23 protein-coding genes are annotated in these 22,878 nt (G+C 57.8%); 15 read left to right on the top strand and 8 right to left on the bottom strand.

Annotation, left to right across the window (positions count from 1 at the left end):
- Positions 1 to 83: 83 nt before the first annotated feature.
- The 6 genes from ACT3IC_RS03740 (at position 84) to pheP (ending at position 8,921) form a co-directional block, all read left to right on the top strand.
- The gene (locus ACT3IC_RS03740) at positions 84 to 1,382 is read left to right on the top strand and encodes a Fic family protein (RefSeq protein WP_103178544.1); all 1,299 of its coding nucleotides are present in this window, start codon (positions 84 to 86) and stop codon (positions 1,380 to 1,382) included.
- 67 nt (positions 1,383 to 1,449) lie between these two features.
- Positions 1,450 to 1,794: an HNH nuclease YajD gene (gene yajD, locus ACT3IC_RS03735; protein WP_159339732.1), complete on the top strand. Its 345-nt coding sequence runs from the start codon at positions 1,450 to 1,452 to the stop codon at positions 1,792 to 1,794.
- A 120-nt stretch (positions 1,795 to 1,914) separates the two neighbouring features.
- Entirely contained in the window at positions 1,915 to 2,709 is a 795-nt protein-coding gene (locus tag ACT3IC_RS03730) for a hypothetical protein (protein WP_139156322.1), read from the top strand.
- A gap of 440 nt (positions 2,710 to 3,149) precedes the next feature.
- Positions 3,150 to 5,336: a TonB-dependent receptor gene (locus ACT3IC_RS03725; protein WP_159339733.1), complete on the top strand. Its 2,187-nt coding sequence runs from the start codon at positions 3,150 to 3,152 to the stop codon at positions 5,334 to 5,336.
- Between the two features lie 119 nt (positions 5,337 to 5,455).
- On the top strand, positions 5,456 to 7,429 hold the full coding sequence (locus tag ACT3IC_RS03720) for a PhoX family protein (protein ID WP_103178548.1): 1,974 nt from the start codon (positions 5,456 to 5,458) through the stop codon (positions 7,427 to 7,429).
- A gap of 103 nt (positions 7,430 to 7,532) precedes the next feature.
- The gene (gene pheP / locus ACT3IC_RS03715) at positions 7,533 to 8,921 is read left to right on the top strand and encodes a phenylalanine transporter (protein WP_473476248.1); all 1,389 of its coding nucleotides are present in this window, start codon (positions 7,533 to 7,535) and stop codon (positions 8,919 to 8,921) included.
- Positions 8,922 to 8,965: 44 nt separating this feature from the next.
- On the opposite strand, the gene ACT3IC_RS03710 is transcribed toward pheP, so the two are convergent.
- Together ACT3IC_RS03710 and ACT3IC_RS03705 are read right to left on the bottom strand one after the other, a co-directional pair.
- On the bottom strand, positions 8,966 to 9,265 hold the full coding sequence (locus ACT3IC_RS03710) for a helix-turn-helix domain-containing protein (RefSeq protein ID WP_103178550.1): 300 nt from the start codon (positions 9,263 to 9,265) through the stop codon (positions 8,966 to 8,968).
- Positions 9,253 to 9,615 carry a type II toxin-antitoxin system RelE/ParE family toxin gene (locus tag ACT3IC_RS03705; RefSeq protein ID WP_473476245.1) on the bottom strand — a complete coding sequence of 121 codons (363 nt, stop codon included), beginning with the start codon at positions 9,613 to 9,615 and terminating at the stop codon, positions 9,253 to 9,255. Before ACT3IC_RS03705 ends, ACT3IC_RS03710 begins: the two co-directional genes overlap by 13 nt.
- A gap of 253 nt (positions 9,616 to 9,868) precedes the next feature.
- On the opposite strand from ACT3IC_RS03705, the gene ACT3IC_RS03700 reads away from it, so the two are divergent.
- The 4 genes from ACT3IC_RS03700 to ACT3IC_RS03685 all read left to right on the top strand — a co-directional run bounded on the left by ACT3IC_RS03700 (position 9,869) and on the right by ACT3IC_RS03685 (position 14,332).
- Positions 9,869 to 11,107: an MFS transporter gene (locus tag ACT3IC_RS03700; protein WP_103181038.1), complete on the top strand. Its 1,239-nt coding sequence runs from the start codon at positions 9,869 to 9,871 to the stop codon at positions 11,105 to 11,107.
- Between the two features lie 14 nt (positions 11,108 to 11,121).
- Positions 11,122 to 12,147, top strand: a complete 1,026-nt coding sequence (locus tag ACT3IC_RS03695) for a sugar phosphate isomerase/epimerase family protein (protein ID WP_473476242.1) — start codon at positions 11,122 to 11,124, stop codon at positions 12,145 to 12,147.
- Positions 12,140 to 13,282, top strand: coding sequence for a Gfo/Idh/MocA family protein (locus ACT3IC_RS03690; protein ID WP_103178553.1), 1,143 nt, complete (start codon positions 12,140 to 12,142; stop codon positions 13,280 to 13,282). The genes ACT3IC_RS03695 and ACT3IC_RS03690 overlap by 8 nt, the downstream gene beginning before the upstream one ends.
- A gap of 75 nt (positions 13,283 to 13,357) precedes the next feature.
- Positions 13,358 to 14,332, top strand: coding sequence for a LacI family DNA-binding transcriptional regulator (locus tag ACT3IC_RS03685; protein WP_103178554.1), 975 nt, complete (start codon positions 13,358 to 13,360; stop codon positions 14,330 to 14,332).
- On the opposite strand, the gene ACT3IC_RS03680 is transcribed toward ACT3IC_RS03685, so the two are convergent.
- Together ACT3IC_RS03680 and ACT3IC_RS03675 are read right to left on the bottom strand one after the other, a co-directional pair.
- Complete coding sequence (locus tag ACT3IC_RS03680; protein ID WP_473476238.1) at positions 14,333 to 15,577, bottom strand: mechanosensitive ion channel family protein; 1,245 nt, start codon at positions 15,575 to 15,577, stop codon at positions 14,333 to 14,335. It lies immediately after the preceding gene.
- Between the two features lie 66 nt (positions 15,578 to 15,643).
- Positions 15,644 to 17,080, bottom strand: coding sequence for an MFS transporter (locus ACT3IC_RS03675; protein WP_473476235.1), 1,437 nt, complete (start codon positions 17,078 to 17,080; stop codon positions 15,644 to 15,646).
- Between the two features lie 107 nt (positions 17,081 to 17,187).
- On the opposite strand from ACT3IC_RS03675, the gene ACT3IC_RS03670 reads away from it, so the two are divergent.
- The 3 genes from ACT3IC_RS03670 to ACT3IC_RS03660 all read left to right on the top strand — a co-directional run bounded on the left by ACT3IC_RS03670 (position 17,188) and on the right by ACT3IC_RS03660 (position 18,789).
- Entirely contained in the window at positions 17,188 to 18,054 is an 867-nt protein-coding gene (locus ACT3IC_RS03670) for a helix-turn-helix transcriptional regulator (RefSeq protein ID WP_156654029.1), read from the top strand.
- Between the two features lie 137 nt (positions 18,055 to 18,191).
- Positions 18,192 to 18,521 (top strand): type II toxin-antitoxin system RelE/ParE family toxin, encoded by a 330-nt coding sequence (locus ACT3IC_RS03665; protein WP_114315711.1) that lies wholly within the window; start codon positions 18,192 to 18,194, stop codon positions 18,519 to 18,521.
- Positions 18,502 to 18,789 carry a helix-turn-helix domain-containing protein gene (locus ACT3IC_RS03660; protein WP_103178559.1) on the top strand — a complete coding sequence of 96 codons (288 nt, stop codon included), beginning with the start codon at positions 18,502 to 18,504 and terminating at the stop codon, positions 18,787 to 18,789. The genes ACT3IC_RS03665 and ACT3IC_RS03660 overlap by 20 nt, the downstream gene beginning before the upstream one ends.
- 36 nt (positions 18,790 to 18,825) lie before the next feature.
- Here the strand turns inward: ACT3IC_RS03660 and nfsB are convergent, their stop codons facing one another.
- From nfsB to ACT3IC_RS03645, 3 genes are all read right to left on the bottom strand, one after another.
- Positions 18,826 to 19,479: an oxygen-insensitive NAD(P)H nitroreductase gene (gene nfsB / locus ACT3IC_RS03655; protein ID WP_156654030.1), complete on the bottom strand. Its 654-nt coding sequence runs from the start codon at positions 19,477 to 19,479 to the stop codon at positions 18,826 to 18,828.
- A gap of 76 nt (positions 19,480 to 19,555) precedes the next feature.
- On the bottom strand, positions 19,556 to 19,927 hold the full coding sequence (locus ACT3IC_RS03650) for an MmcQ/YjbR family DNA-binding protein (protein WP_103178561.1): 372 nt from the start codon (positions 19,925 to 19,927) through the stop codon (positions 19,556 to 19,558).
- Positions 19,917 to 20,507 (bottom strand): TetR/AcrR family transcriptional regulator, encoded by a 591-nt coding sequence (locus ACT3IC_RS03645; protein ID WP_156654031.1) that lies wholly within the window; start codon positions 20,505 to 20,507, stop codon positions 19,917 to 19,919. Before ACT3IC_RS03645 ends, ACT3IC_RS03650 begins: the two co-directional genes overlap by 11 nt.
- Before the next feature lie 190 nt (positions 20,508 to 20,697).
- On the opposite strand from ACT3IC_RS03645, the gene ACT3IC_RS03640 reads away from it, so the two are divergent.
- Both ACT3IC_RS03640 and ACT3IC_RS03635 read left to right on the top strand, forming a co-directional pair.
- Complete coding sequence (locus ACT3IC_RS03640) at positions 20,698 to 21,801, top strand: MBL fold metallo-hydrolase (RefSeq protein WP_156654032.1); 1,104 nt, start codon at positions 20,698 to 20,700, stop codon at positions 21,799 to 21,801.
- A gap of 32 nt (positions 21,802 to 21,833) precedes the next feature.
- Entirely contained in the window at positions 21,834 to 22,175 is a 342-nt protein-coding gene (locus ACT3IC_RS03635) for a RamA family antibiotic efflux transcriptional regulator (protein WP_103178564.1), read from the top strand.
- 8 nt (positions 22,176 to 22,183) lie between these two features.
- On the opposite strand, the gene ACT3IC_RS03630 is transcribed toward ACT3IC_RS03635, so the two are convergent.
- The gene (locus ACT3IC_RS03630) at positions 22,184 to 22,426 is read right to left on the bottom strand and encodes a DUF1158 domain-containing protein (RefSeq protein ID WP_103178565.1); all 243 of its coding nucleotides are present in this window, start codon (positions 22,424 to 22,426) and stop codon (positions 22,184 to 22,186) included.
- Positions 22,427 to 22,878 lie beyond the last annotated feature (452 nt).

The following is a 22,878-nucleotide window of genomic DNA, read 5'->3' as shown; positions in this document are numbered from 1 at the left end:
TTTTATTGATCTCTCCGCGCACGCTTTTTCACGCAACTACGTTAAACTAGCTCAAATATGAGATATTTTGAGATAGTTTAAGTATGTCCATAAAACGTCCTCCCAGACTGATACCGTTAGAATCCCTGACGGGCGCAGATATTGTTGCCCACCAGCACTACGCGCGTACTACGGACGACAAAGGCCGCTATCTGCCCTTCGATGAATTCAGACACCGTTTATCCTATCGCGATAACGTCGCGCTTGCCTGGACATTGACCCGCCGCGCCAGGGATGCTGCGCTACAGCGGATCGCTTACCGTAACGAGGCTGGAGAGCAGGCCGGATTCATGCTGACTTCTGCCATCTCCGCCACCTGTGAACGGGTGGATAAACACGCCACCCGTCTGGCGCTGGATAACCTGATATACCGGTTACGTGGCGCGGGAGCGGCTCTGATCCAGCTTCAACTCGATGAACCGATCACCAGCTCGCAGCTGGAAGGGGCTAATACCACCACGCTGGTGGCCAGGAAGATGTTGGGTTCCGGTCGGGCACCGCGAACCGAAGGTGAGCATATGATCGCCGGAAATGCGCGGCTGATGGCAGAGATCCCCGACCTGCTGAATGAACCGCTGACACCCGATCTTATCCGCCGTTTTCATGCGACAGGTATGGAAGGGATTAATAACGCGAAATATCAGCCGGGCGAGTTCCGTACGACAAACGATATCGTGATCGCCGACTACGACGGCAATGTGATTCACCAGCCGCCCGCGGCAGATCGCCTTCCTGCCCGCCTGCAGGGAATTTGTGACTGGGTGAACAGTACCGCGGAATATGTTCATCCGCTGGTAAAGGCGTGCATTTTGCATTTTATGATTGCCCATGAGCATCCCTTCCGGGACGGGAACGGGCGCACCAGCCGGGCGCTGTTCTACTGGTTTATGCTGAAATCGGGGTACGAGGCCTTTAAATACATCTCTATCAGCAGCCTGCTTTATGCCGCTCCGGTGAAATATGCGCAAAGCTATCAGTACACGGAAACGGACGGCATGGACCTGACCTATTTTCTGGAATACCAGTCCGGCATCATCCGCCGCGCCCTGGACCAGCTATTGCGGCATGTTGACGATTTGGTCACCAGAGCGGCAAACATTGAGCGGGTCCTGTTCGAGTCGCGTGCATTATCGCGCCTCACCTCCCGCCAGGTCACGCTGCTGAATATCATGCTGGCAACGTCGACAACAGATTATACCGCCGCTGACGTGAGTGAGGCTCTCGGGATTTCCGATAACACTGCCCGTAAGGATCTACGTGCGCTGGTACGCGAGGGGCTGGCTGAAGAAACCGCGGCGAATGACCAGAAAACGGTTTACAAAATCGCGCGAAACCTCGTTTAACCTTCGGTTCCATTCTGCGATATAGTAGGGGCATTCTCGTCTCACCTTCTGACAGGTAACACCGGCAATGGCTCTGATCCCCAAAAACTACGCGCGGCTGGAAAGCGGCTACCGTGAGAAAGCCCTCAAAATCTATCCCTGGGTATGCGGACGCTGCTCGCGGGAGTTTGTCTATTCAAACCTGCGTGAACTGACGGTTCACCATATCGATCATGACCACACCAATAACCCGGAGGATGGCAGTAACTGGGAGCTGCTGTGCCTGTTCTGCCATGACCACGAGCATTCGAAGTACACCGAAGCCGAGATGTACGGAACTACCGTGGTGGCGGGCGAGGATGCGCAAAAGGATGTGGGGGCAGCCACCTACAACCCCTTTGCCGATCTGAAATCGATGCTCAACAAAAAATAATCATTGAGTTTTCCAGGCCGGGCAAGCGACGCGACCCCGGCAACGCCCGAACAGATAACGGGTGAGTCTTCAGAGGGAATGATGTCCGGTATTGCGCATTACTATGTCCAGCAGCAGAGCATGAACACGCAGCAAGTGGCGACGCTATCGGCTCAGACCGCCTCTTCAGGGGCGTCGCAGACCAGCGTCCCGGCCTCTTTTCAGCAGGTATCCCACGCATCGCAACCGATCGTTTCGCAGCCCGCTATCCCGACGCTCAATTCCGCTGATACCCGCCAGACCGCCGTTGCCGCGACGCCCGCCTCGTTTGGTCAGCTGGATCAGTACGCCCGTATCCAGGGCTGGAGTGAGAAGCAAATCGCGTTGATGAATCGCCTGTCAGCGTACAAAAACAGCCGCTCCGGTCCCGCCTGGCGGGCGCCAGGCGCAGGTGTTCGCGGGATTCGCAATAACAACCCCGGCAATCTGGAAGCCAGCTGGGCATTTAGCTGGCTGGGGCAGAATGGCACTGACGGGCGTTTCGCCACCTTTGCCACCCCCGAACACGGGATACGCGCGCTGGGGGTCAACCTGCTCTCCTACCAGCGACGCGGGCTGGATACCATCAGCAAAATTATCTCCCGCTGGGCGCCACCGCAGGATAACAACGATACCACGGCCTATATCCAGAATGTCAGCCAGGCGCTCGGCGTCTCGCCCACCACCCGGCTGGATGTAACCTCGCCTGAGATATTACGCGCCCTCAGTAAGGCGATTATTCGTCAGGAAAACGGCAATGTGCCGTTTTCGGATGAGGTCATCAACAGCGGCGTCTTTTCGGCGCTGGGGATGGCGGAGCTGTCTGGTGCCCAGCCTGCGGTGTTGAAAAGCATGCCGGTTGACTCCCCCTTTGTGTTGCAAGCCCGCAAAGAGTAACCCGCGCTCATCTCCCTTTTTACTTTGTTGCTCCTGTTTACACTTGATCATATAAAGATAATGAGTATAGTTCTCATTCTCTTTAGTGTTTGTGGGCACGTATGGACCTTCCCGCAGCAACAGTGAGGCAGCTCTCACACGGAACACTGAGCGTTAACGGGAGACGCTGCCCTGGCCTGACGGCCTGACACCAAAATCCAAATCGCAAACCGATGCGATGCAGGCGTCCTCTTCATACTTTTGCACGGTAAAGGATGTTCCTGATGAGCCAAAAATTGTCCGCCCCAACACCTGCTTTAGCCCCCACGCAGACCAGCGTCGTCAAACGCTGTCTGGCTAACGAGCCCGACAGCGTGGCCCGTATCGCTCTGAAATAGTCTTTTTATAACAACGAAGGCCCGGCGACGGGTCATTTTGCGCGCACGTTGAAAGAGTTAATCATGAACAACACCAGAAAAATGAACAAAACGCTGCTGGCTCTCGCCATCGGCGCCATCGCCCATTCCGCCGTCGCGGCGGAGAGCAAAAAAGAAGAGACCCTCGTGGTGCAGGCCGCACCCAGCGATTTTAAACCCGGCGGCGACCAGCTGGTGCCGGCCTTCCTTGACGGGCAGGTGGCAAACGGCGGGCGCATGGGGATGCTCGGGCAGCAAAATGCCATGGACGTACCGTTTAACATCATCAGCTACACCTCGAAGCTGGTGGAAGATCAGCAGGCGCGCACCATAGCCGACGTGGTGGCTAACGATGCGGGCGTCCAGTCCGTGCAGGGCTACGGCAACAGCGCGGAGAGCTACCGCATTCGCGGCCTGAAGTTCGACGGGGATGATATGACCTTCGGCGGACTCTCCGGCGTGCTGCCGCGTCAGGTGGTGGACGCGCAGATGGTAGAGCGGATAGAGATCTTTAAAGGGGCCAACTCCCTGATGAACGGTGCGGCCAGCTCCGGCGTGGGCGGGATGATCAACCTTGAGCCGAAACATGCAGGCGCCACGCCGCAGGCGAAAGTGGGCGTGGACTACACCTCCGATTCTCAGATTGGTACTACCCTGGATGCCGGACGTCGCTTCGGTGACAACGACCAGTTTGGTGCCCGCGTCAACGTTGTCCACCGGGAAGGGGAAGCCCCGGTCGCCAACGACCGCCGCCGCACCACGCTGCTCTCCACCGGCCTCGACTATGCGGGCGATAACTTCCGCAGTTCCGTGGATCTGGGTTATCAGAAAAAAACCTTCCACGGCTCGGAGACCGGGGTCAACGTCTTCGGCGTGGATTTCGTGCCGGAGCCGCCGAAAAACGATCGTAACTACTCCCAGAAGTGGGCCTACAGCAATATCGAAAACGAATTCGGCATGTGGCGCAGCGAGTATGACATCACCGATAACTGGACCGCCTATACCGGTCTGGGGGCACAGCACGCCCATGAAGAGGGGCTTTACAGCGGTGCGAAGCTGGTGGACAGGAGCGGCAAAGCCACCGCAACCCGCCTGGATACCAACCGTATCAGCGACAGCGTAAGCGGCATGGCGGGCATTCGCGGTAACTTCGATACCGGCTTTGTGTCGCACAAGGTGAACGTCGGCTACTCGGCGATGACCAAAAATGAAAAAATCGCCTGGAAGATGTCCGCCGCGAAAGATAACCCGGTCACCAACATCTACCACAACACCGGCGTGGATGCGCCGCCGAGCACCAACTTCAACGGCTCAGGCGGCAACTACAGCGATCCGCTGACCAGCGGCCGCACCCGCACTCAGGGCTGGCTGCTGAGCGACACCCTCGGCGTGCTGGACGATAAACTGCTGTTTACCGTCGGGGCCCGTCATCAGAAGGTGGTGATCCGCGGCTATAACAAAATCACCGGGATGGAAAATGCGGCTGACAGCTTCGATGGCGACCGCTGGATGCCTACCTACGGCGTGGTCTATAAGCCGTGGGAGACGGTCTCGCTCTATGCCAACCACACCGAGGCGCTGCAGCCGGGTAAAACCGCGCCAAACACCGCCATCAACTACGGTCAGAGCACCGGTATCGTCCACTCGAAACAGAACGAAGTGGGTGTGAAGGCCGATTTCGGTCGCGTTGGCGGCTCGCTGGCGTTGTTTGAGATCAAAATGCCGTCCGCCATTCTCGACAGCCAGACCAAATACTACGGTCTGGATGCCGAACAGCGTAACCGCGGTGTGGAGCTGAACATCTTTGGCGAGCCGATGCTGGGCCTGCGTCTGAACGCCAGCGCCACCTGGCTGCAGGCGGAGCTGACCAAAACCAACAACGGCGTAAACCAGGGCAACGACGCGATTGGCGTGCCGAACTTCTACGGCGTGCTGGGGGCCGAGTATGACATCAAACCCGTCGATGGCCTGACCGCCACCGCCCGGGTGAACCACTCTGGCTCACAGTATGCGGATCTCGCCAACAGCAAGAAGCTGGATAGCTACACCACGCTGGATCTGGGTGTGCGTTACCGCTTCGCGGTGAACAATGACCAGAACCAGATGACCGTTCGCGCCGGGATCGAAAACGTCACCGATGAGAACTATTGGGCAAGCGTGGATGACAGCGGCACCTACCTCTTCCAGGGTGAGCCGCGCACCTTTAAGGTCTCTGTCGGCTACGAATTCTGAGTTCGTTCTTTATTAGTGGGGCAGGGATGCCCCACTGTCTGACTGTTATAAAAATGTAATCAATTGTTCTTATAGTGTTCCCACTTTATCGTTTCTTAGCCAAAAGAAAGGAAGCCATCGTGGGTAAACCTCTTAAGTCCGTATTCAAAAAAGAACATCGTGACGATGTCAGCAATCCCAGCGCTAACCCGGTATTTTCCAGCGTGGCGGAGATGTTCCTCTCCCGCCGTCGCTTCTTGCAGATGGGCGCCGTAGCCGGTGCCGCCGCCTCTTTCCCGTTCCTGCTCAAGCCTGAAAGCGCCCTTGCGGCGGTTTCACAGCCTTCCGCTCTGAGCAAGGCGGTTTCGCTCGGCTTTACCAGCATTCCGGTCTCCACCGACGACACGGTGAGGGTGCCGGAGGGCTACATCGCCCGGCCTTTCTACCGCTGGGGCGACGCCACCGGCATCAAGGGTGCCATGCCGGCGTTCAAATTTGACGCCAGTAACACCACCGACGAGCAGGCGGCCCAGGCGGGCATGCACCATGACGGTATGGCGTGGTTTAGCCTGCCGCAGGGGGAGGAGAATCCCGGCCACGGCCTGCTGGCGATGAACCATGAGTATATCGACAACGGCATGCTCTTTACCGATGGCACCGCCAACTGGAGCCTGGACAAAGCGCGTAAAGGCCAGAACGCGATGGGCGTGTCGGTTATCGAAGTGAAAAAGAACGGCAGTGACTGGGAAGTGGTGCGTCCTTCCAGCTTCGCCCGCCGCATCACGGTCAACACCCCGATGCAGATCACCGGCCCGGCGCGTCAGCAGGAGTTAATGAAAACCGCCGCCGATCCGCAGGGCGAGCGGGTGCTCGGTACCATGCAGAACTGCGCCAACGGCCACACGCCGTGGGGAACTTATCTCACCTGCGAAGAGAACTGGTCAGATATTTTTGTTAAGAAAGGCGAGCGGAACGCGCTGGAGAAGCGCTACGGCATCAGCGACAGCGATGAGTCCTACCGCTGGAGCGAAGTGGACGACCGCTTCAACGTGGATAAAACCCCTAACGAGCCGAACCGCTTTGGCTGGGTAGTCGAGATCGACCCCTACAACCCGGACTCGACGCCGCGCAAGCACACCGCGCTGGGGCGCTTCAAACATGAAGGCGCCGCTGTCACCCTGGCCGCCGATAAGCGCGTGGTCACCTACATGGGCGACGACCAGAAGTTTGAGTACATCTACAAATTTGTCTCCGACAATAAATATAACCCGGCGGATCGCGACGCCAACATGCAGCTACTGACCACCGGCACGCTCTACGTCGCCCGCTTCAACGACGACGGCTCCGGCGAATGGCTGCCGCTGGTTTTCGGCCAGAACGGGCTGGATAAGAGCAAAGGCTTCGAAAGCCAGGGCGATCTGCTGATCAAAACCCGTCTGGCGGCCGACGCGGTGGGCGCGACCAAAATGGACAGGCCGGAGTGGATCGCGGTCGATCCCCACAGCAGCGGCAGCGTCTACTGCACCCTGACCAATAACAGCGATCGCGGTAAAGAGGGCAAAGCGCCGGTGGACGCGGCCAACCCGCGGGCCAATAACACCTTCGGTCACATCATGCACTGGCTCGAAGAGGGGAGCGATCCCGCGGCCCTGCGTTTCAAATGGGATATTCTGGTGCTGGCCGGACGCACGGAGACGACGGATGAAAAGGCGAAGGGCAGCATGAAGGGGGCCGAATTCGGCAGCCCGGACGGCCTGTCGTTTGACCATCAGGGCGTGCTCTGGATCCAGACTGACGTCTCCTCCAGCACCATTAACAAGAAAGCCTACGAGGGGATGGGCAATAACCAGATGGTGGCGACCATTCCGGGCACCAACGAGTATCGCCGCTTCCTGACGGGCCCGCGCGGCTGCGAAATTACCGGCATCGCCTTCACGCCGGATAACCGCACGCTGTTTATCAATATTCAGCATCCGGGTGAGGGCGGGGACGACATTACCGACCCGGCAAACCCGCGCGCCGTCTCCAACTGGCCGGACAACAACCCGAACGGACGTCCCCGGGCGTCAACGGTCGTCATCACCAAAGCGGACGGCGGCCTGATCGGTTCGTGATCCCCTCCCGCCGGGCAGCAGCCGTTGCCCGGCGTTTAACTTGCTCCCGTCTGCCTGAAGTGTTAAAAGGTGCCCCTTCCTCAAAAAGAGACAGGGCCAGGCCGTGAGAAACGCCTCATCCGCTTCAGACAAAAGTGCTGCTGAAGCCGCGTCGGAACAGACACCGACGCTCCATCGTGGTTTACAAAATCGACATATTCAACTTATCGCTCTCGGTGGCGCTATCGGCACCGGACTGTTCCTCGGTATCGGGCCCGCGATTCAGATGGCCGGCCCCGCCGTGCTGCTGGGCTATGCCATTGCAGGCATGATCGCCTTTCTGATCATGCGCCAGCTCGGTGAGATGGTGGTTGAAGAGCCGGTCTCCGGCTCCTTTGCCCATTTCGCCTACAAATACTGGGGCCCTTTTGCGGGCTTCCTGTCGGGCTGGAACTACTGGGTGATGTTCGTGCTGGTGGGCATGGCGGAGCTGACCGCCGCGGGCATCTATATGCAGTACTGGCTCCCGGACATACCCACCTGGGTCTGGGCCGCGGCGTTCTTCATCATCATTAACGCCGTCAACCTCGTGAATGTGCGCCTGTACGGTGAGACGGAGTTCTGGTTTGCCCTGATCAAGGTGCTGGCGATTATCGGCATGATCGGCTTTGGTCTGTGGATGCTCTTCTCCGGGCACGGCGGCGAGCGGGCGACTATCGACAACCTGTGGCAGCACGGCGGCTTCCTCGCCACCGGCTGGAAAGGACTGATACTGTCCCTGGCGGTGATCATGTTCTCCTTTGGCGGACTGGAGCTTATCGGCATTACCGCCGCCGAAGCCCGCGATCCGCACAAGAGCATCCCGAAAGCGGTCAACCAGGTGGTCTACCGTATTCTGCTGTTCTATATTGGCTCGCTGGTCGTCCTGCTGGCGCTCTACCCGTGGGTGGAGGTGAAGTCGGACAGCAGCCCGTTAGTGATGATTTTCCACGATCTGAACAGCAACCTGGTGGCATCGGCACTTAACTTCGTGATTCTGGTGGCCTCGCTGTCGGTCTATAACAGCGGCGTTTACTCCAACAGCCGGATGCTGTTTGGCCTCTCCGTGCAGGGCAACGCCCCGAAATTTTTAACCCGCGTCAGCCGTCGCGGCGTGCCGGTTAACTCGCTGCTGCTCTCCGGGGGCATTACCTCCCTGGTAGTGCTGATCAACTATCTGCTGCCGCACGAAGCCTTTGGCCTGCTGATGGCGCTGGTGGTGGCAACGCTGCTGCTGAACTGGATCATGATCTGTCTTGCCCACCTGCGTTTTCGCGCGGCGATGCGCCGCAAAGGGCGCGAGACGCAGTTCAAAGCGCTGCTCTACCCGGCGGGTAACTACCTCTGTATCGCTTTCCTGGCGATGATCCTGGTGCTGATGTGCACCATGGATGGCATGCGCACCTCGGCGATCCTGCTCCCGGTGTGGATTGTCTTCCTGTTTGCGGCGTTTAAACTCTCCCGCAAAAAGTAGTGCGGTTTCTGCCCGGCGGCGCTGCGCTTGCCGGGCAGAAATAATCAAATGTGGAATGCGACCCGCTTGCCGGTAGGCAGTATGACATCAATACTCACTTCGCCACCTAAAGCTGTAACGTAGCGTTTCAGGGTAGAAAGGCGTGGATCATTATCCGGCTGCTCTATTTTCGCAACAGTAGGTTGTTTAACGCCCATCGCGGCGGCAAGCTCTGTTTGCGACATATTGAGCTCTTCACGCAGTTGGTTGAGCGCAACAATAATGCGTAATTCTTCAACCTTAGCGGCTATCCGCTCTTGGCTTTCTTCACTCTGCTGGGCCATCAGTTCTTTTAACGTTGCCATTTGGCCTCCTTACTCGCCAGATATTTGCTGAACTCAGCGTCAGCTATGTTAATCATACGTTTATAGAAACGCTTATCACCCGCGACTGTCTTGTTGCCAGCGCATAAAATAATGGCCTGACGCCCGGGATCAAAGGCAAAAAAAGCGCGAATCGGATCGCCTGCATGCTGAATGCGTAGCTCTTTCATATTGGTGTATTGCGATGCCTTAACGGTATCAACCCATGGTCGCCCCAGTTGAGGGCCATACTCAGAAAGAATATGCAACGCTGCCAGGACATCTTCTTTCAGGTCTTGTTTCTGATGGTGAAACCATTCGTCAAACATATCCGTTGTTTCGACTTCCCACATAGTGATTTCCTTATAGCCTTCTGGCTATAAAATAATATAGCCAAAAGGCTATACCTGCAACTGCCCAGCCTCCATAAAAACCGTAGGCCGGGTAAGGCGAAGCCGCCACCCGGCACCCCCGCACGCCCCACTTCACCTTTATCGTGACCCCTCTCGCACTTCTTAACCGATCCCCAGGATCTTTGTTTTGTAATCGATTACTTTTCACTTGATGCGATTTGTAATCGATTACTTTTTACGGGTGGGGCTTATCATGGTGTCGACAACTGAAAGTAGTGGAAAGGTGACAGGGGAGTACCGGCTGCTGGTACCGCGCCTCTCCCTGATGATGTTCCTGCAATTTTTTATCTGGGGTAGTTGGTCGGTAACGCTCGGTCTGGTGATGACCCAGCACAACATGTCATTGCTGATTGGCGACGCCTTCTCCGCCGGGCCGATCGCCTCTATTTTATCGCCGTTTGTGCTCGGAATGCTGGTGGACCGCTTCTTCGCCTCGCAGAAGGTGATGGCGGTGATGCACCTGGCCGGGGCGGCGATCCTGTGGTTCGTGCCGGGGGCGCTGATCGCGGAGAACGGCGCGCTGCTGATCGGCTTGCTGTTTGGCTACACGCTTTGCTATATGCCGACCCTGGCGCTGACCAATAATATCGCTTTCCACAGCCTGGCGAACGTCGACAAAACCTTCCCGGTGGTCCGCGTATTTGGCACCATCGGCTGGATTGTCGCGGGGATCTTTATCGGCGTTACCGGCGTGGCCGCAAGCATCACCATCTTCCACGTGGCGGCGGCCAGCTCCGTCCTGCTGGCGCTCTACAGCCTGACGCTGCCGCACACGCCTGCCCCGGCCAAAGGGATGCCGGTGAAGGTGCGCGATCTCTTCTGCGCCGACGCCTTCGCCCTGCTGAAAACCCGTCACTTCTTTATCTTCTGCCTGTGCGCGATGCTGATCTCCGTCCCGCTCGGCACCTACTACGCTTATACCGCCTCTTACCTGGCGGATGCCGGGATCGCGGATGTCAGTACCGCCATGTCCTTCGGCCAGATGTCCGAAATCTTCTTTATGCTGGTGATCCCGCTGCTGTTCCGCCGTCTGGGCGTTAAATACATGCTGCTGATCGGCATGCTGGCGTGGTTTGTCCGCTACGCGATGTTTGCTCTGGGGGTAAGTGAAGAGGGGCGCATCCTGCTCTATCTCGGCATCCTGCTGCATGGCGTCTGCTATGACTTCTTCTTTGTGGTGGGCTTTATCTATACCGACCGCGTGGCGGGCGAAAAGGTCAAAGGCCAGGCGCAGAGCATGATCGTGATGTTCACTTACGGTATCGGCATGCTGCTGGGCTCGCAGATTTCCGGCGCGCTCTACAACCGCCTGGTGGCGGGGCAGGCCGTGCCACAGGCGTGGGTAACATTCTGGTGGATCCCGGCGGTGGCTGCTGCTGTGATTGCACTCGTTTTCCTTGTCTCGTTCAAATATGACGATGACAAGGCGTAATTTCTGGAGGTGGTATGAGGACGATTAAAGGCCCGGGTATTTTTCTGTCGCAGTTTATCGGGGCACAACCCCCGTTCAACACCCTCGACGGGCTGGCCGGTTGGGCGGCGGAAAAGGGCTACAAAGCGCTGCAAATGCCCTGCAACCATAAAGCGATTTTTGACGTCGAGCAGGCGGCAGAGAGCCAGACCTACTGCGACGAGATAGGCGGCAGGCTGGCGGAGAAGGGGCTGGTCATCAGCGAGCTCTCCACTCATCTGGAGGGGCAGCTTATTGCGGTCAATCCGGTCTACGACGAGGCGTTCGATAACTTCGCTCCTCCGGCGGTGCGCGGTAACGCCAGCGCCCGCCAGGCCTGGGCGACCGATATCGTGAAAAAGGCGGCGGTCGCCTCGGCACGGCTCGGTTTAACCGCCCACGCCACCTTCTCAGGATCGCTGGCCTGGCCGTTTATCTATCCCTGGCCTCCACATAACGAGACGCGTTTTGCGGAGGCGTTCAGCGAGCTGGCCCGCCGCTGGCGACCCATTCTGGATGCGTTCGATGAGCAGGGGGTTAACGTCTGCTATGAAATTCATCCCGGAGAAGATCTGCACGACGGCGTCACCTTCGAGCGTTTTCTGGCGCTGGTAGACAACCACCCGCGCTGTAACATGCTTTACGACCCAAGCCACCTGCTGTTGCAGCAGATCGACTATCTGACCTGGATCGATCACTACCACACCCGCATCAAGGCGTTTCACGTTAAGGATGCCGAATTCCGTCCCAACGGGCGCAGCGGGGTGTATGGCGGCTATCAGAGCTGGATCAACCGCGCCGGACGCTTCCGGTCGCCGGGGGACGGGCAGATCGACTTTAAGGGCATCTTCAGCAAGCTGACCCAGTACGACTACGACGGCTGGGCGGTGCTGGAGTGGGAGTGTTGCCTGAAGGAGGGCGAAACCGGGGCGCGGGAAGGGCGCGAGTTTATCTCCTGCCACATTATTCCCGTATCCGATCGGGCGTTCGACGATTTCGCCGCAGGAGAACTTCATGATTAACGTCGGCATTATCGGCAGCGGCTTTATCGGCCCGGCGCATATCGAAGCCCTGCGCCGCCTGGGGTATGTGCAGGTGGTCGCCCTCTGCGATGGCTCGCTGGAACAGGCGCAAGAGAAAGCCCGGGCGCTGAACATTCCTCACGCCTACGGCAGCGTGGATGCACTGCTGGCGCACCCGGAGCTGCACGTGGTGCACAACTGCACCCCTAACCATCTGCATGCGGCGATCAACCGCCAGATCCTGCGTGCCGGTAAACATGTTTTCTCCGAAAAGCCGCTGTGCATGACCCCAGACGAGGCGCGGGAGCTGGTCACGCTGGCGGAACAGGCGGGGGTGATACACGGCGTGAGCTTTGTCTACCGTCAGTTTGCGATGGTGCGCCAGGCGGCGAGCATGGTGGCGCAGGGCTCCCTCGGACGGCTCTTTGCCGCCCACGGCAGCTATCTGCAGGACTGGATGCTGCTGGAAACCGATTACAACTGGCGAGTTGATGCGGCGCTCGGGGGCGCATCGCGGGCGGTGGCCGATATCGGTTCTCACTGGTGCGACACCATTCAGTTTCTGACCGGACGGCGCATCACCGACGTGATGGCCGACCTCTCCATCGTCTGGCCGACCCGCAAGGCGAATCTGGCCGGGAATCAGACCTTCAGCCAGGCGGGCGAGGCGGTATATGAAGACAAACCCGTCACCACCGAGGATTTCGGCTCGGTGCTGTTCCGCTTCGACGATGGCAGTAAGGGCAGCTTTACCGTCTCGCAGGTGAGTGCCGGACGTAAAAATCGCCTCAGCCTGGAGGTGAACGGCAGCGAGGGCTCCGTGGCCTGGGATCAGGAGGTGCCCCAGCAGCTATGGGTAGGGCATCGCGCCCGGGCCAATCAGGTACTGACGGACGATCCGGGTCTGATGAACCGCGACGTGGCCGACAGCGCCCACTTCCCGGGCGGCCATATCGAAGGCTGGCCGGACGCCTTTAAAAATATGATGGCGCACTTTTATCAGGCAGTACAGACGGGCAGGATGCCGGAGAAGCCGGTGTTCGCCACCTTCCATGACGGAGCGAGCGTCATGTATATCATTGATGCGATAGTCAAAAGCCATCAGCAGCAGCGCTGGGTCGCAGTCGCGCAGTAACACGTTGCCCGGTGCGCCGGGCAGCCCATTTATGGTAGCCTGCTGCAAACGCAAACCGCAGGATCACTCGTCGCTATGTCAATTCAGAAAATCGCCCAACTGGCGGGCGTCTCGGTGGCGACGGTATCGCGCGTGCTGAATAACAGCGATACCGTCAAAGCCAAAAACCGCGATCGCGTCTTGCAGGCGATTAAAGAGGCGAACTATCAGCCCAATCTTCTGGCCCGCCAGCTGCGCACGGCGCGCAGCTATATGGTGCTGGTGATGGTTTCCAACATTGCCAACCCGTTCTGCGCCGAGGTGGTGAAGGGCATTGAGGAGCAGGCGGAGAAAAACGGCTACCGCATTCTGCTGTGCAACTCCGGCTCCGATATTGAACGCTCCCGCTCGGGGCTCAGCCTGCTCTCCGGCAAAATGGTCGACGGCATTATCACGATGGATGCCTTCACCCGCCTCCCCGAACTGGCGGCACTCATCGGCGATGCCCCCTGGGTACAGTGCGCCGAATACGCCGATGCGGGTGCGGTCTCCTGTGTGGGGATCAACGATGTCGACGCCTCCCAGCATGTGGTCAGCCGTCTGGCCGACGGCGGGCGACAGCGGATTGCGCTTATCAACCACGATCTGAGCTACAAATATGCCCGCCTGCGCGAGCGGGGCTATAAAAGCGTGCTGCATCTGCGCGATCTGGCGTATCAGGCGGTAGAGTATGCGAGCGATCTGAGCGCGGCGGCCGGGATGACGGCGATGAGCAAACTGCTGGCAACAGAGCCGCGCCCGGATGCGGTATTTGCGGTCTCCGATACCCTGGCCGCGGGAGCGTTACGCGCTATCGAAAAGGCCGGGCTGCGCGTGCCGGAAGATATCGCGGTGGTGGGTTTCGATGGCACCGAGCTGTCGGAGATGGTCTCGCTGACCACCATTGAACAGCCATCGCGGGATATCGGGCGCAAGGCGGTCGATCTGCTGCTGAACAAAATCGACAACCCCGATGCGCCCACGGAGCGGGTGATGATGAACTGGCGCTTTATTTCCCGCGCCAGTACCTGATTATTTCGCCAGCACGCCGGCCAGGGAGCGAATATCGTTCCCGGTGGGCGACTGGTGAATACGCAGGCCAAATTCATCGATCACCGCAAAAATATGGTCGAAAATATCGGCCTGAATCGCCTCATATTCCGCCCAGATGACGGTGTTGGTGAAGGCATAGATTTCAATCGGCAGGCCGTTGGCGTCGGGGGCTAACTGGCGCACCATCAGGGTCATATCCTGGCGAATACGCGGATGGTTGCGCAGATATTCATTCAGATAGGCGCGGAAGGTACCAATATTGGTCATCTTACGCAGGTTCAGCACCGATTCGCCTTCCCCGTTTTGCTGATTCCACAGGGTGATTTCCTCATGGCGCGTGGCCATATATGGCTTGAGCAGCTTCGCCTGAATCAGCCGCTGCTGTTCCGGTTCGTCGAGAAAATGAATGCTGGTGGTATCAATATTCAGGCTGCGCTTAATCCGTCGTCCGCCGGAGGCTGACATGCCGCTCCAGTTGATAAAGGCGTCGGAGACCAGCGCCCAGGTCGGGATGGTCGTAATCGTGTTATCAAAATTGCGCACCTTGACGGTGGTCAGGCCGATATCGGTCACCGTGCCGTTCGCGCCATATTTTGGCATCTCCAGCCAGTCGCCAAGCTTGAGCATATCGTTGGCCGAGAGCTGAATGCCCGCCACCAGCCCGAGAATGGGATCTTTAAACACCAGCATTAATACGGCTGCCATCGCGCCCAGGCCGCTAATCAGAATGGCGGGAGACTGACCGATCAGCAGAGAGATAATCAGGATCCCCACCAGAATGGCGCTCACCAGCTTAATCCCCTGGAAGATGCCTTTCAGCGGCAGCTGGGAGGCGGTGGCCATTTTTTGCGACAGGTTGAATATCACGTCCAGCAGCGAGAAGAACGCCAGCAGGGCGTAAATCATCACCCACAGCTTCGCGCAGGTGGTTAATATCTCTGCCGCGTCGCTGCCTTTTTGCAGCCACAATACCGCCTGAACGTTGACGATGATCCCCTGCAGGGTAAAGGCCAGGCGGTGAAATAATTTATTCTGGGTGATGATTTGCAGCCATAAATGGCTGCTGGCCCGGGCCCGTTTCTCGAAGGCCCGCAATACCACTTTGTGCAGAATAAAGTGAATAATCAGCGAAGTAAGAAAAATAATTCCAAAGATAATCACGAGGGAAGTGGTGTGATTAATTTCAATTCCTGACTCTTCGACCAGGGAAATAAACTCCTGCATAACATCTCCTGTATTAAAGCAGCCGCCATAATGGCGGCTGCGGATCGATTATGCAAACCCAGGGGCTTATCGGGACGCGTGGCAGGCTTTCGTGACCGGCAGGCTAATACGATGGCGCAGCCGCAGGGTCGCCAGCGCCAGCACCACCATCATGCCCGTTTCCACCGCCAGGAAGAGGTTAATCGCCTCCGCGTAATCCCCGTGATGGTTTTGCAGGGCGTGGAGCAAAATCGCGCCAAATATCGCAGGCCCCAGGCCGAGCGCCGCCTGTTGCAGGGTGCTGAGAATGGCGCTGGCGGCCCCGGCGTCATCGGGCTGAATATCGCGCATGCCGATGCGGTAGAAACTGTTCACAATCAGCGCCTGGCCGTAGCCGACCAGCCCGGTGGCCGGGGCGAGGGTCAGGGCGGTGTTCTCCAGTCCCCAGATGCGGAAGGTGGCGATCAGCGCCAGCAGGCCGGTTATCTGAATTGCCAGGCCGGTAAGCAGAAGGGTGCTGGTGCTGTAGCGGGCAATCAGGCGCGGGGCAAACCACGCCGAGACAAAATAGGTCACGCCCAGGGCGATAAAGCTGTTGCCGGACTGCCACGGCGCCATCCCCAGACCGGTCTGCATGGTCAGCGCCATGCAGAACATAAACCCGGACCAGACGCTGAAAAAGAGCAGCGCAATCAGCACGCCAAAGCGGATGCTGCCGAGCTGCATTAAGCGTGGCGGGATCAGCGGGTGGGCCCCTTCGCGCTCTTTTTTACGCGCGTTCAGCGCCATCAGCCAGGCCAGAGGGACAATAACGACCAGCATCGCCTTCAGCGGCCAGGACCAGTGCCACTGCGGGCCGAGCGCCATCGGGAACAGCAGGCAACAGAGGATCGCCGCCAGCAGCGCGGTGCCCGGCCAGTCAATGCGCGACGGCGTGTCGCGGCGGGTTTCCGGCACGTAGTGACGGCTCAGGGCCAGCACCAGCAGGCAGATCGGCACGTTGATAAAGAAGGCGTTGCGCCAGCCCAGCCCGGCGATATCCGCCGACACCAGCCAGCCGCCGCCCATCTGCCCGACAATAAAGGCGATCCCGCCGATGCCGCCAAACAGGCTGATGGCTCTGGCGTGGGCGGTGCCTTTCAGGGTCACGTGAAGGGTGGCAAGAATTTGCGGCACGATCAGCGCTGCGCCCGCGCCCTGCACGATGCGCGCGGCCAGCAGTTGCTCGATATTGCCCGCCATCCCGCACAGCAATGAGGCCAGGCCGAAGCTCGCCACGCCCCACATAAACAGACGGCGGCGCCCGAGGTTATCCCCCAGCTTGCTCCCGAGCGCCAGACAGACGGCGAAGGCCACCCCGTAGAGCGCCACAATCAGCTCCAGCTCGGTGGCGGTGGCATGCAGCGAGTGGGTGATGGAATCCAGCGCCACGTTGGTGATCGAGGTATCGATCAGCGGCAGCATCTGGCCGGTTAACAGCAATATCAGGCCTGCCCGGCCCGGTGAAACAACTGACCTATTCATGGTGACTCCATTGCGTCAAACAGCGTAGCGTCGTAGCATCAACCATCTGATAAACGGGTACCAGTTCTTGCTTATACTGGTACTGGCACTACCACGCAGGGGGCACTATGGCGCTGATGTCTGAACCGGTCACCGCACTGCAGGATGACACCCGAAAACAGTTGGGGGCTTTTCTACGCGCCCGACGCGAAAGCCTCGATCCGCAGCGTCTTGGCCTGCCGCGCAGCGGTCGCCGCCGCACGCCGGGCCTGCGGCGTGAAGAGGTGGCCATGCTGGCGGATGTGGGCGTCACCTGGTACACCTGGCTCGAGCAGGGCAGGAATGTGAACCCGTCCAGCGCGGTGATGGCGGCGGTGGCGAAAGCGCTGCAATGTACCCCGACCGAAGCCCGCCACCTCTTTCTGCTGGCCGGCCTGCCGCCGGGCGAAGCGCCGCAGGCGGTCTGCTGTGAGGGGATCAGCGAAGGCACCCGCCGTCTGCTCGATACCCTGATGCCAAAACCCGCCAGCATCCAGAAACCGAATTTCGATATCGTGGCGTGGAATGACAGCTTCGGCCACCTGATGGGCGTCGACTTTAACGCCATTCCGCCGGAAGATCGCAACTGTATCTATCTCTTCCTCACCCATCCCGCGTGGCGCGCCCGGCTGGGCAAGCGTGATGACGTGTTGCCCATTTTTGTCTCCTATTTTCGCGCAGCGATGGCCGAGCACCGGGGCGACCCGCAGTGGGAGGCCAAACTGGCACGCTTCTTTGCAGTATCTGAAGAGTTTGAAACCCTGTGGCACCAGCGCAACGACGTGCGCGGCGTGGAAAACCAGCTCAAGCTCTTTACCCATCCCGCACTGGGCGATTTTCATCTCCAGCAGATGTACTGGTACTCTGCTCCGCGCAACGGCTCGCGGCTGCTGGTCTATCTGCCGGTGGATGAGGCGGGAGAGAGGGCAATGGCGTGGCTGGCTGCACAGAAATAATTTCTGCGAGGGGCTTTCAGGGAATAGAAGTCACTCCGGTCTGACCTGGATAAAGGGGGTAAGGTAAATCACGAAAGGTAAAATTAGCCTTTAATGCAAATTGCCTTACATGCTAATATCTTCAGGGATGAAAAATCGTGTTCAGACTTATCGTTCATCAGGCAGTCAGAGAAGAGATCCTCTCGTTGCCTGCAGGCGTACAGGCGAAGCTGATTCGTCAGCTTGATAAATTGCGTGCTAACCCAACGGCACTTCGGGAGCCCGACAGCAAGCCATTACCCCATGGTTTGTTTGAAATAAGAACCGTCGGTCTGATTCATAGTCGCGGGATCTATGTGTATCAGCGGGAAAAAACAATTTATCTGTTGCGTGTATTTATCAAGAAGACGAAGAAAACGCCTTCTGCTGAAATCCGTCTGGCACTGAAAAGACAACAGGAGATGTTGGATGAGCAAGAAGATCATTGACTGGGATACGTTAAGAGCGGAGCTGTTAAGCGATTCAGATGTGCAGGCTGCCTTTGACGCCGAAGAGCGTAAGGCGCGGCTGCAGGAGATGCTGGCACAGTGGCGCAAACAGGCGGGACTGACGCGTGCTCAGGTGGCGGAGCGCATGGGGGTCAGCGCGCCAACCGTCTCCCGAATGGAAGCCAATATTACCCGGGCGAGTCTGGATACCTTAACGCGTTATGCGTTGGTGTGCGGCGTTAAGCATCCGCAGATTACGCTCTATTGAAAACAGGCACGCCGGAACCCAGCGTGCCAGTAGTCATTAGCACTCAGTCACAATCGTGCTCAGCGGCAGACGCGATTTCGGCAGCGTGGCGTTGAAATCTTCCACGCTGTGATGCCCGACCGGCACGACCACCAGGCTGGTGAAGCCTTTCTCTTTCAGACCAAACTCTTCGTCGAGGATGGCGGCGTCGAAACCTTCAATTGGCACCGCGTCCAGACCCATTGCGGCCACGCCCAGCAGGAAGTTGCCGACGTTCAGGTAAACCTGTTTTGCCATCCACTGGTGGTCATCTTTCAGATCGACACGGTGCATATCGGCGAAGAAGGTGCGGCCCTTGTGGTTAGCGGCTTTCGCTTCCGGGGTGGCGAAACGGCCATCGGCCTCTTCCTGATCCACCACGCGGTTCAGCCAGGCATCGTCCATCGCGGTTTTGGCGCAGAACACCACCACGTGAGAGGCATCCAGCATTTTGCGTTCGTTGAAGACAAAGCCACCGGCTGCGGATTTCGCCACGCGCGCTTTGCCTTCTTCGGTGCTGGCGACGATAAAGTGCCACGGCTGCGAGTTGGTACTCGACGGGCTGTACTGCAGCAGGGTTTTCATTTTTTCTGCCTGGTCGGCAGTCAGTTTTTTACTCGGATCAAAGGCCTTCGTTGAGTGACGCTTTAAGGCAACAGAGATGATATCCATAACGACTCCTGGGGTTTAATGCAAAAGGGAAAATGATACAAAGGGAAAGGAACAAAGGTAAGGGCATTCCGAGCGCTTAAGGGCCCGGACGCAGACGTTTTTGCTCTTTTTTCGGCAGCTTATCCACCACCAGATGCCACGAATCATTGACCAGATCGGCGATCAGCTCAGGGGTGATATCCTCCGCTGCATAAACCGAGATCCAGTGCTTTTTATTCAGATGGTAGCCAGGCTCAATGCCCCGGTAGATCTGCTGGTTGAGCAGCGATTTTTGCGGGTCGGACTTCAGGCTGACATGCAGGCGCCCGTGTGCGACGCCAATCAGCATAAAAATCTTGCCGCCAACCTTAAACACATCGTAGTCCGGGCCAAACGGCCAGCACTGTTCGGTAAAGGGCAGCTCCAGGGCCACCTGTTTTGCGCAGGCGGCGAGGGTTTTACTGTCCATCGCTATCCTCTTCGGCCAGCGCGCGCCACATCGCTTCAAAACCCAATGCCTTAAATTCGGCTGCGCGGGCCGGTTCGCGAGTAGCGAAGGACATGGTGGTCTCCGCCAGGGATAAAAAGAGCGCGTCGCCAAACAGCCGGAACTCTTCCGACATAAACACCGGGCGGATATGGCGACGGCACAGCTCGTGCAGCTCCGGGAACATCTCGTGTACCGCCTGCTCGGTTTCGGCGTTGATCTTCTCGCTCACCCCAAGCTGGCGGATGGCACCGTGGGCCACCGGATTGCGGATCCCCCAGTCAACGTAGCTGTTCCAGATATTGCGGGTATGCTCTTTTGGCTGGGTCAGGGCGCGATCCATATTCGCCAGCATGGTCTGGCACAGATCCTGCTTCAGGTGCAGGTAGAGGGCGTTAAGCAGGTCGTCTTTGGTAGCGAAATAGCGAAACAGGGTGCCTTCTGCCACGCCCGCACTGCGGGCGATTAACGCGGTAGAAGCCGCAATGCCGGACTGGGCAAACGCGCTGGTTGCCGCGTCCAGCAACGCCAGTTTTTTATCTTCACTTTTCGGACGAGCCACTGCATTTCCTCCAGGTAATGTGCAAAAACCCCGATTGAATCATGCCCTTTGTGGGGCTGCAACGTGGAATGTCAAAGATCTTAAAACGTCTTGACGACTTTCACATCACTTCTATAATGAGTGCTTACTCACTCATAATCAAGTTTTGCCCGCGCAGGCCATCGGATGGGGCGCGAATTCGGGTCGGGATATGAAAAAGCGTTTTATTGTTAGCGTGGTGGTAGTGATGATGATTGCATCCGCGGCGAGTTTGCCGTTTGTACTCAATGCCGGGTTCGGCCAGCCGCCACAGGGCGCGCAGCTGAATGAGTTTGCCGCCTCGCCGCAATATCGCGACGGCCAGTTCCATAACACCTTGCCGACGCCCGGCTTTACCGGCAATAAGAACATGCTGGCGGCGTGGTGGGATTTTCTGGTGACGAAGCGTGAGAACGCGCGTCCGGCCCAGCCGCTGCCGCTGGTGAAAACCGATCTGGCGCAGCTGCCCCTGGATCAAGAGACGCTGGTCTGGCTCGGCCACTCCTCGTGGTATCTGCAGCTGGCAGGCAAACGCATTCTGATCGATCCGGTATTCAGCAACTATGCCGCACCTTTCTCTTTTCTCAATAAAGCCTTTGCCGGGGAGTACCCGTGGCGTGCCGAAGAGATGCCCGATATCGATCTGCTGATTATCTCGCACGATCACTACGATCATCTCGACTACGCCACCATCAAAGCCCTGTTGCCCAAAGTGAAGCGCGTGGTCACGCCGCTCGGGGTGGGATCGCACCTGCGCTACTGGGGCATGGAGCCCTCGATCATTGAGGAGAGGGACTGGGAGCAGTCGGTGCGGATCAGCGACGATCTCACCGTACATGTCCTGCCGGCGCGCCACTTCTCCGGGCGCGGGCTCAAGCGCAACCAGACGCTGTGGGGCAGCTTTATGTTTGTCACCCCAGAGACGAAAGTGTTCTACAGCGGTGATTCTGGCTATGGCCCGCACTTTAGCGCCATTGGCGAGCGCTTCGGCGCCGTCGATCTGGCGATCATGGAGAACGGCCAGTATGACCAGGACTGGAAGTACATCCACATGCAGCCTGCCGAAACGGCGCAGGCGGCGGCGGATCTTAATGCCAACGCGGTCGTACCGGGCCACTCCGGGCGCTTTGTGCTGGCAAAACACACCTGGAACGACCCACTGATCCAGCTTACGCAGGCCAGCAAGGATAAAAAATATCGCCTGCTGACCCCGGAGCTCGGTGAGCCGGTCAGGGTAGATGATGCCACGCAACAATTTCGTGCGTGGTGGGAATAATGTTAAATCGAAGAGCAGAGGGGGAGAGCAGCATGACTATTTCCGCTCAGGTTATCGACACCATTGTCGAGTGGATCGACGACAACCTTCATCAGCCGTTGCGTATCGAGGATATCGCCCGACATGCGGGCTACTCCAAGTGGCACTTACAGCGGCTGTTTATGCAGTACAAAGGCGAGAGTCTGGGGCGCTATATTCGGGAACGTAAGCTGCGGCTGGCGGCGCGGGATCTGCGTGAATCGGATGAAAAGGTCTACGATATCTGCCTGCGTTACGGCTTTGACTCCCAGCAGACCTTTACCCGCGTCTTTACCCGCACCTTTAACCAGCCGCCTGGGGCGTATCGCAAGGATAACCACAGTCGCGCGCATTAACGGCAGGCTTAATGCGCAAACCAGCGGCGCCAGATGAACCGCAGAATAAAGAATTCAATGGCGCCGAGCAGTAAAAACCACAGGCAAAAGATGATGGTGTAAAGCTGATTCAGATCCATCAGATGGAAGAGGGTCATCAGCTTTTGCGCCACCACCAGCCCCAGCGACGGCGCAGGCAGTAACAGAACGGAGAGAAAGGCCATCAACAAAATGCCGCCTGCCGTTAACAGCGATTCTAACGGGTGTCTCATGATTATGTTAATCGTCAGTTAAAAATAACATTGTCACGGATAGGGCTTCGTAAAGCAATATCAACCGTCAGACGCAGGCGCGATAAATAATTGTCCGCTAATTCGCTGTTATTTCCCCCGCCAGAAAGATCTCTATTCAATTAACCTGCATTAATGTCAATTATTGTCACCCTCCGGCAAAGACTTTTACAAAGGTATAGGTGCTCATTCCAATTAACGTCGCAATAACAATGGCAACGAAAATATATAACGCCAGACGTCGTCCTCGATAAATCCCAAACATGGTTCCCTCTCGTTTAGTTTCGGTTTAGAAATAATTTGTAAAAATCGCTCTGGTGAAATGAGACGTTACCGGTTTAATGCCGCCGACAACAATAATAGTGCGATAAATTAATTTTCCTGACAACTCAATATTGTCGACAGATTTATAAAAGCAGAGATGGAATTCAGGC

The organism is Leclercia sp. GHBNCSD (assembly GCF_055805075.1).
This window is presented reverse-complemented; position numbering and strand designations above follow the sequence as displayed.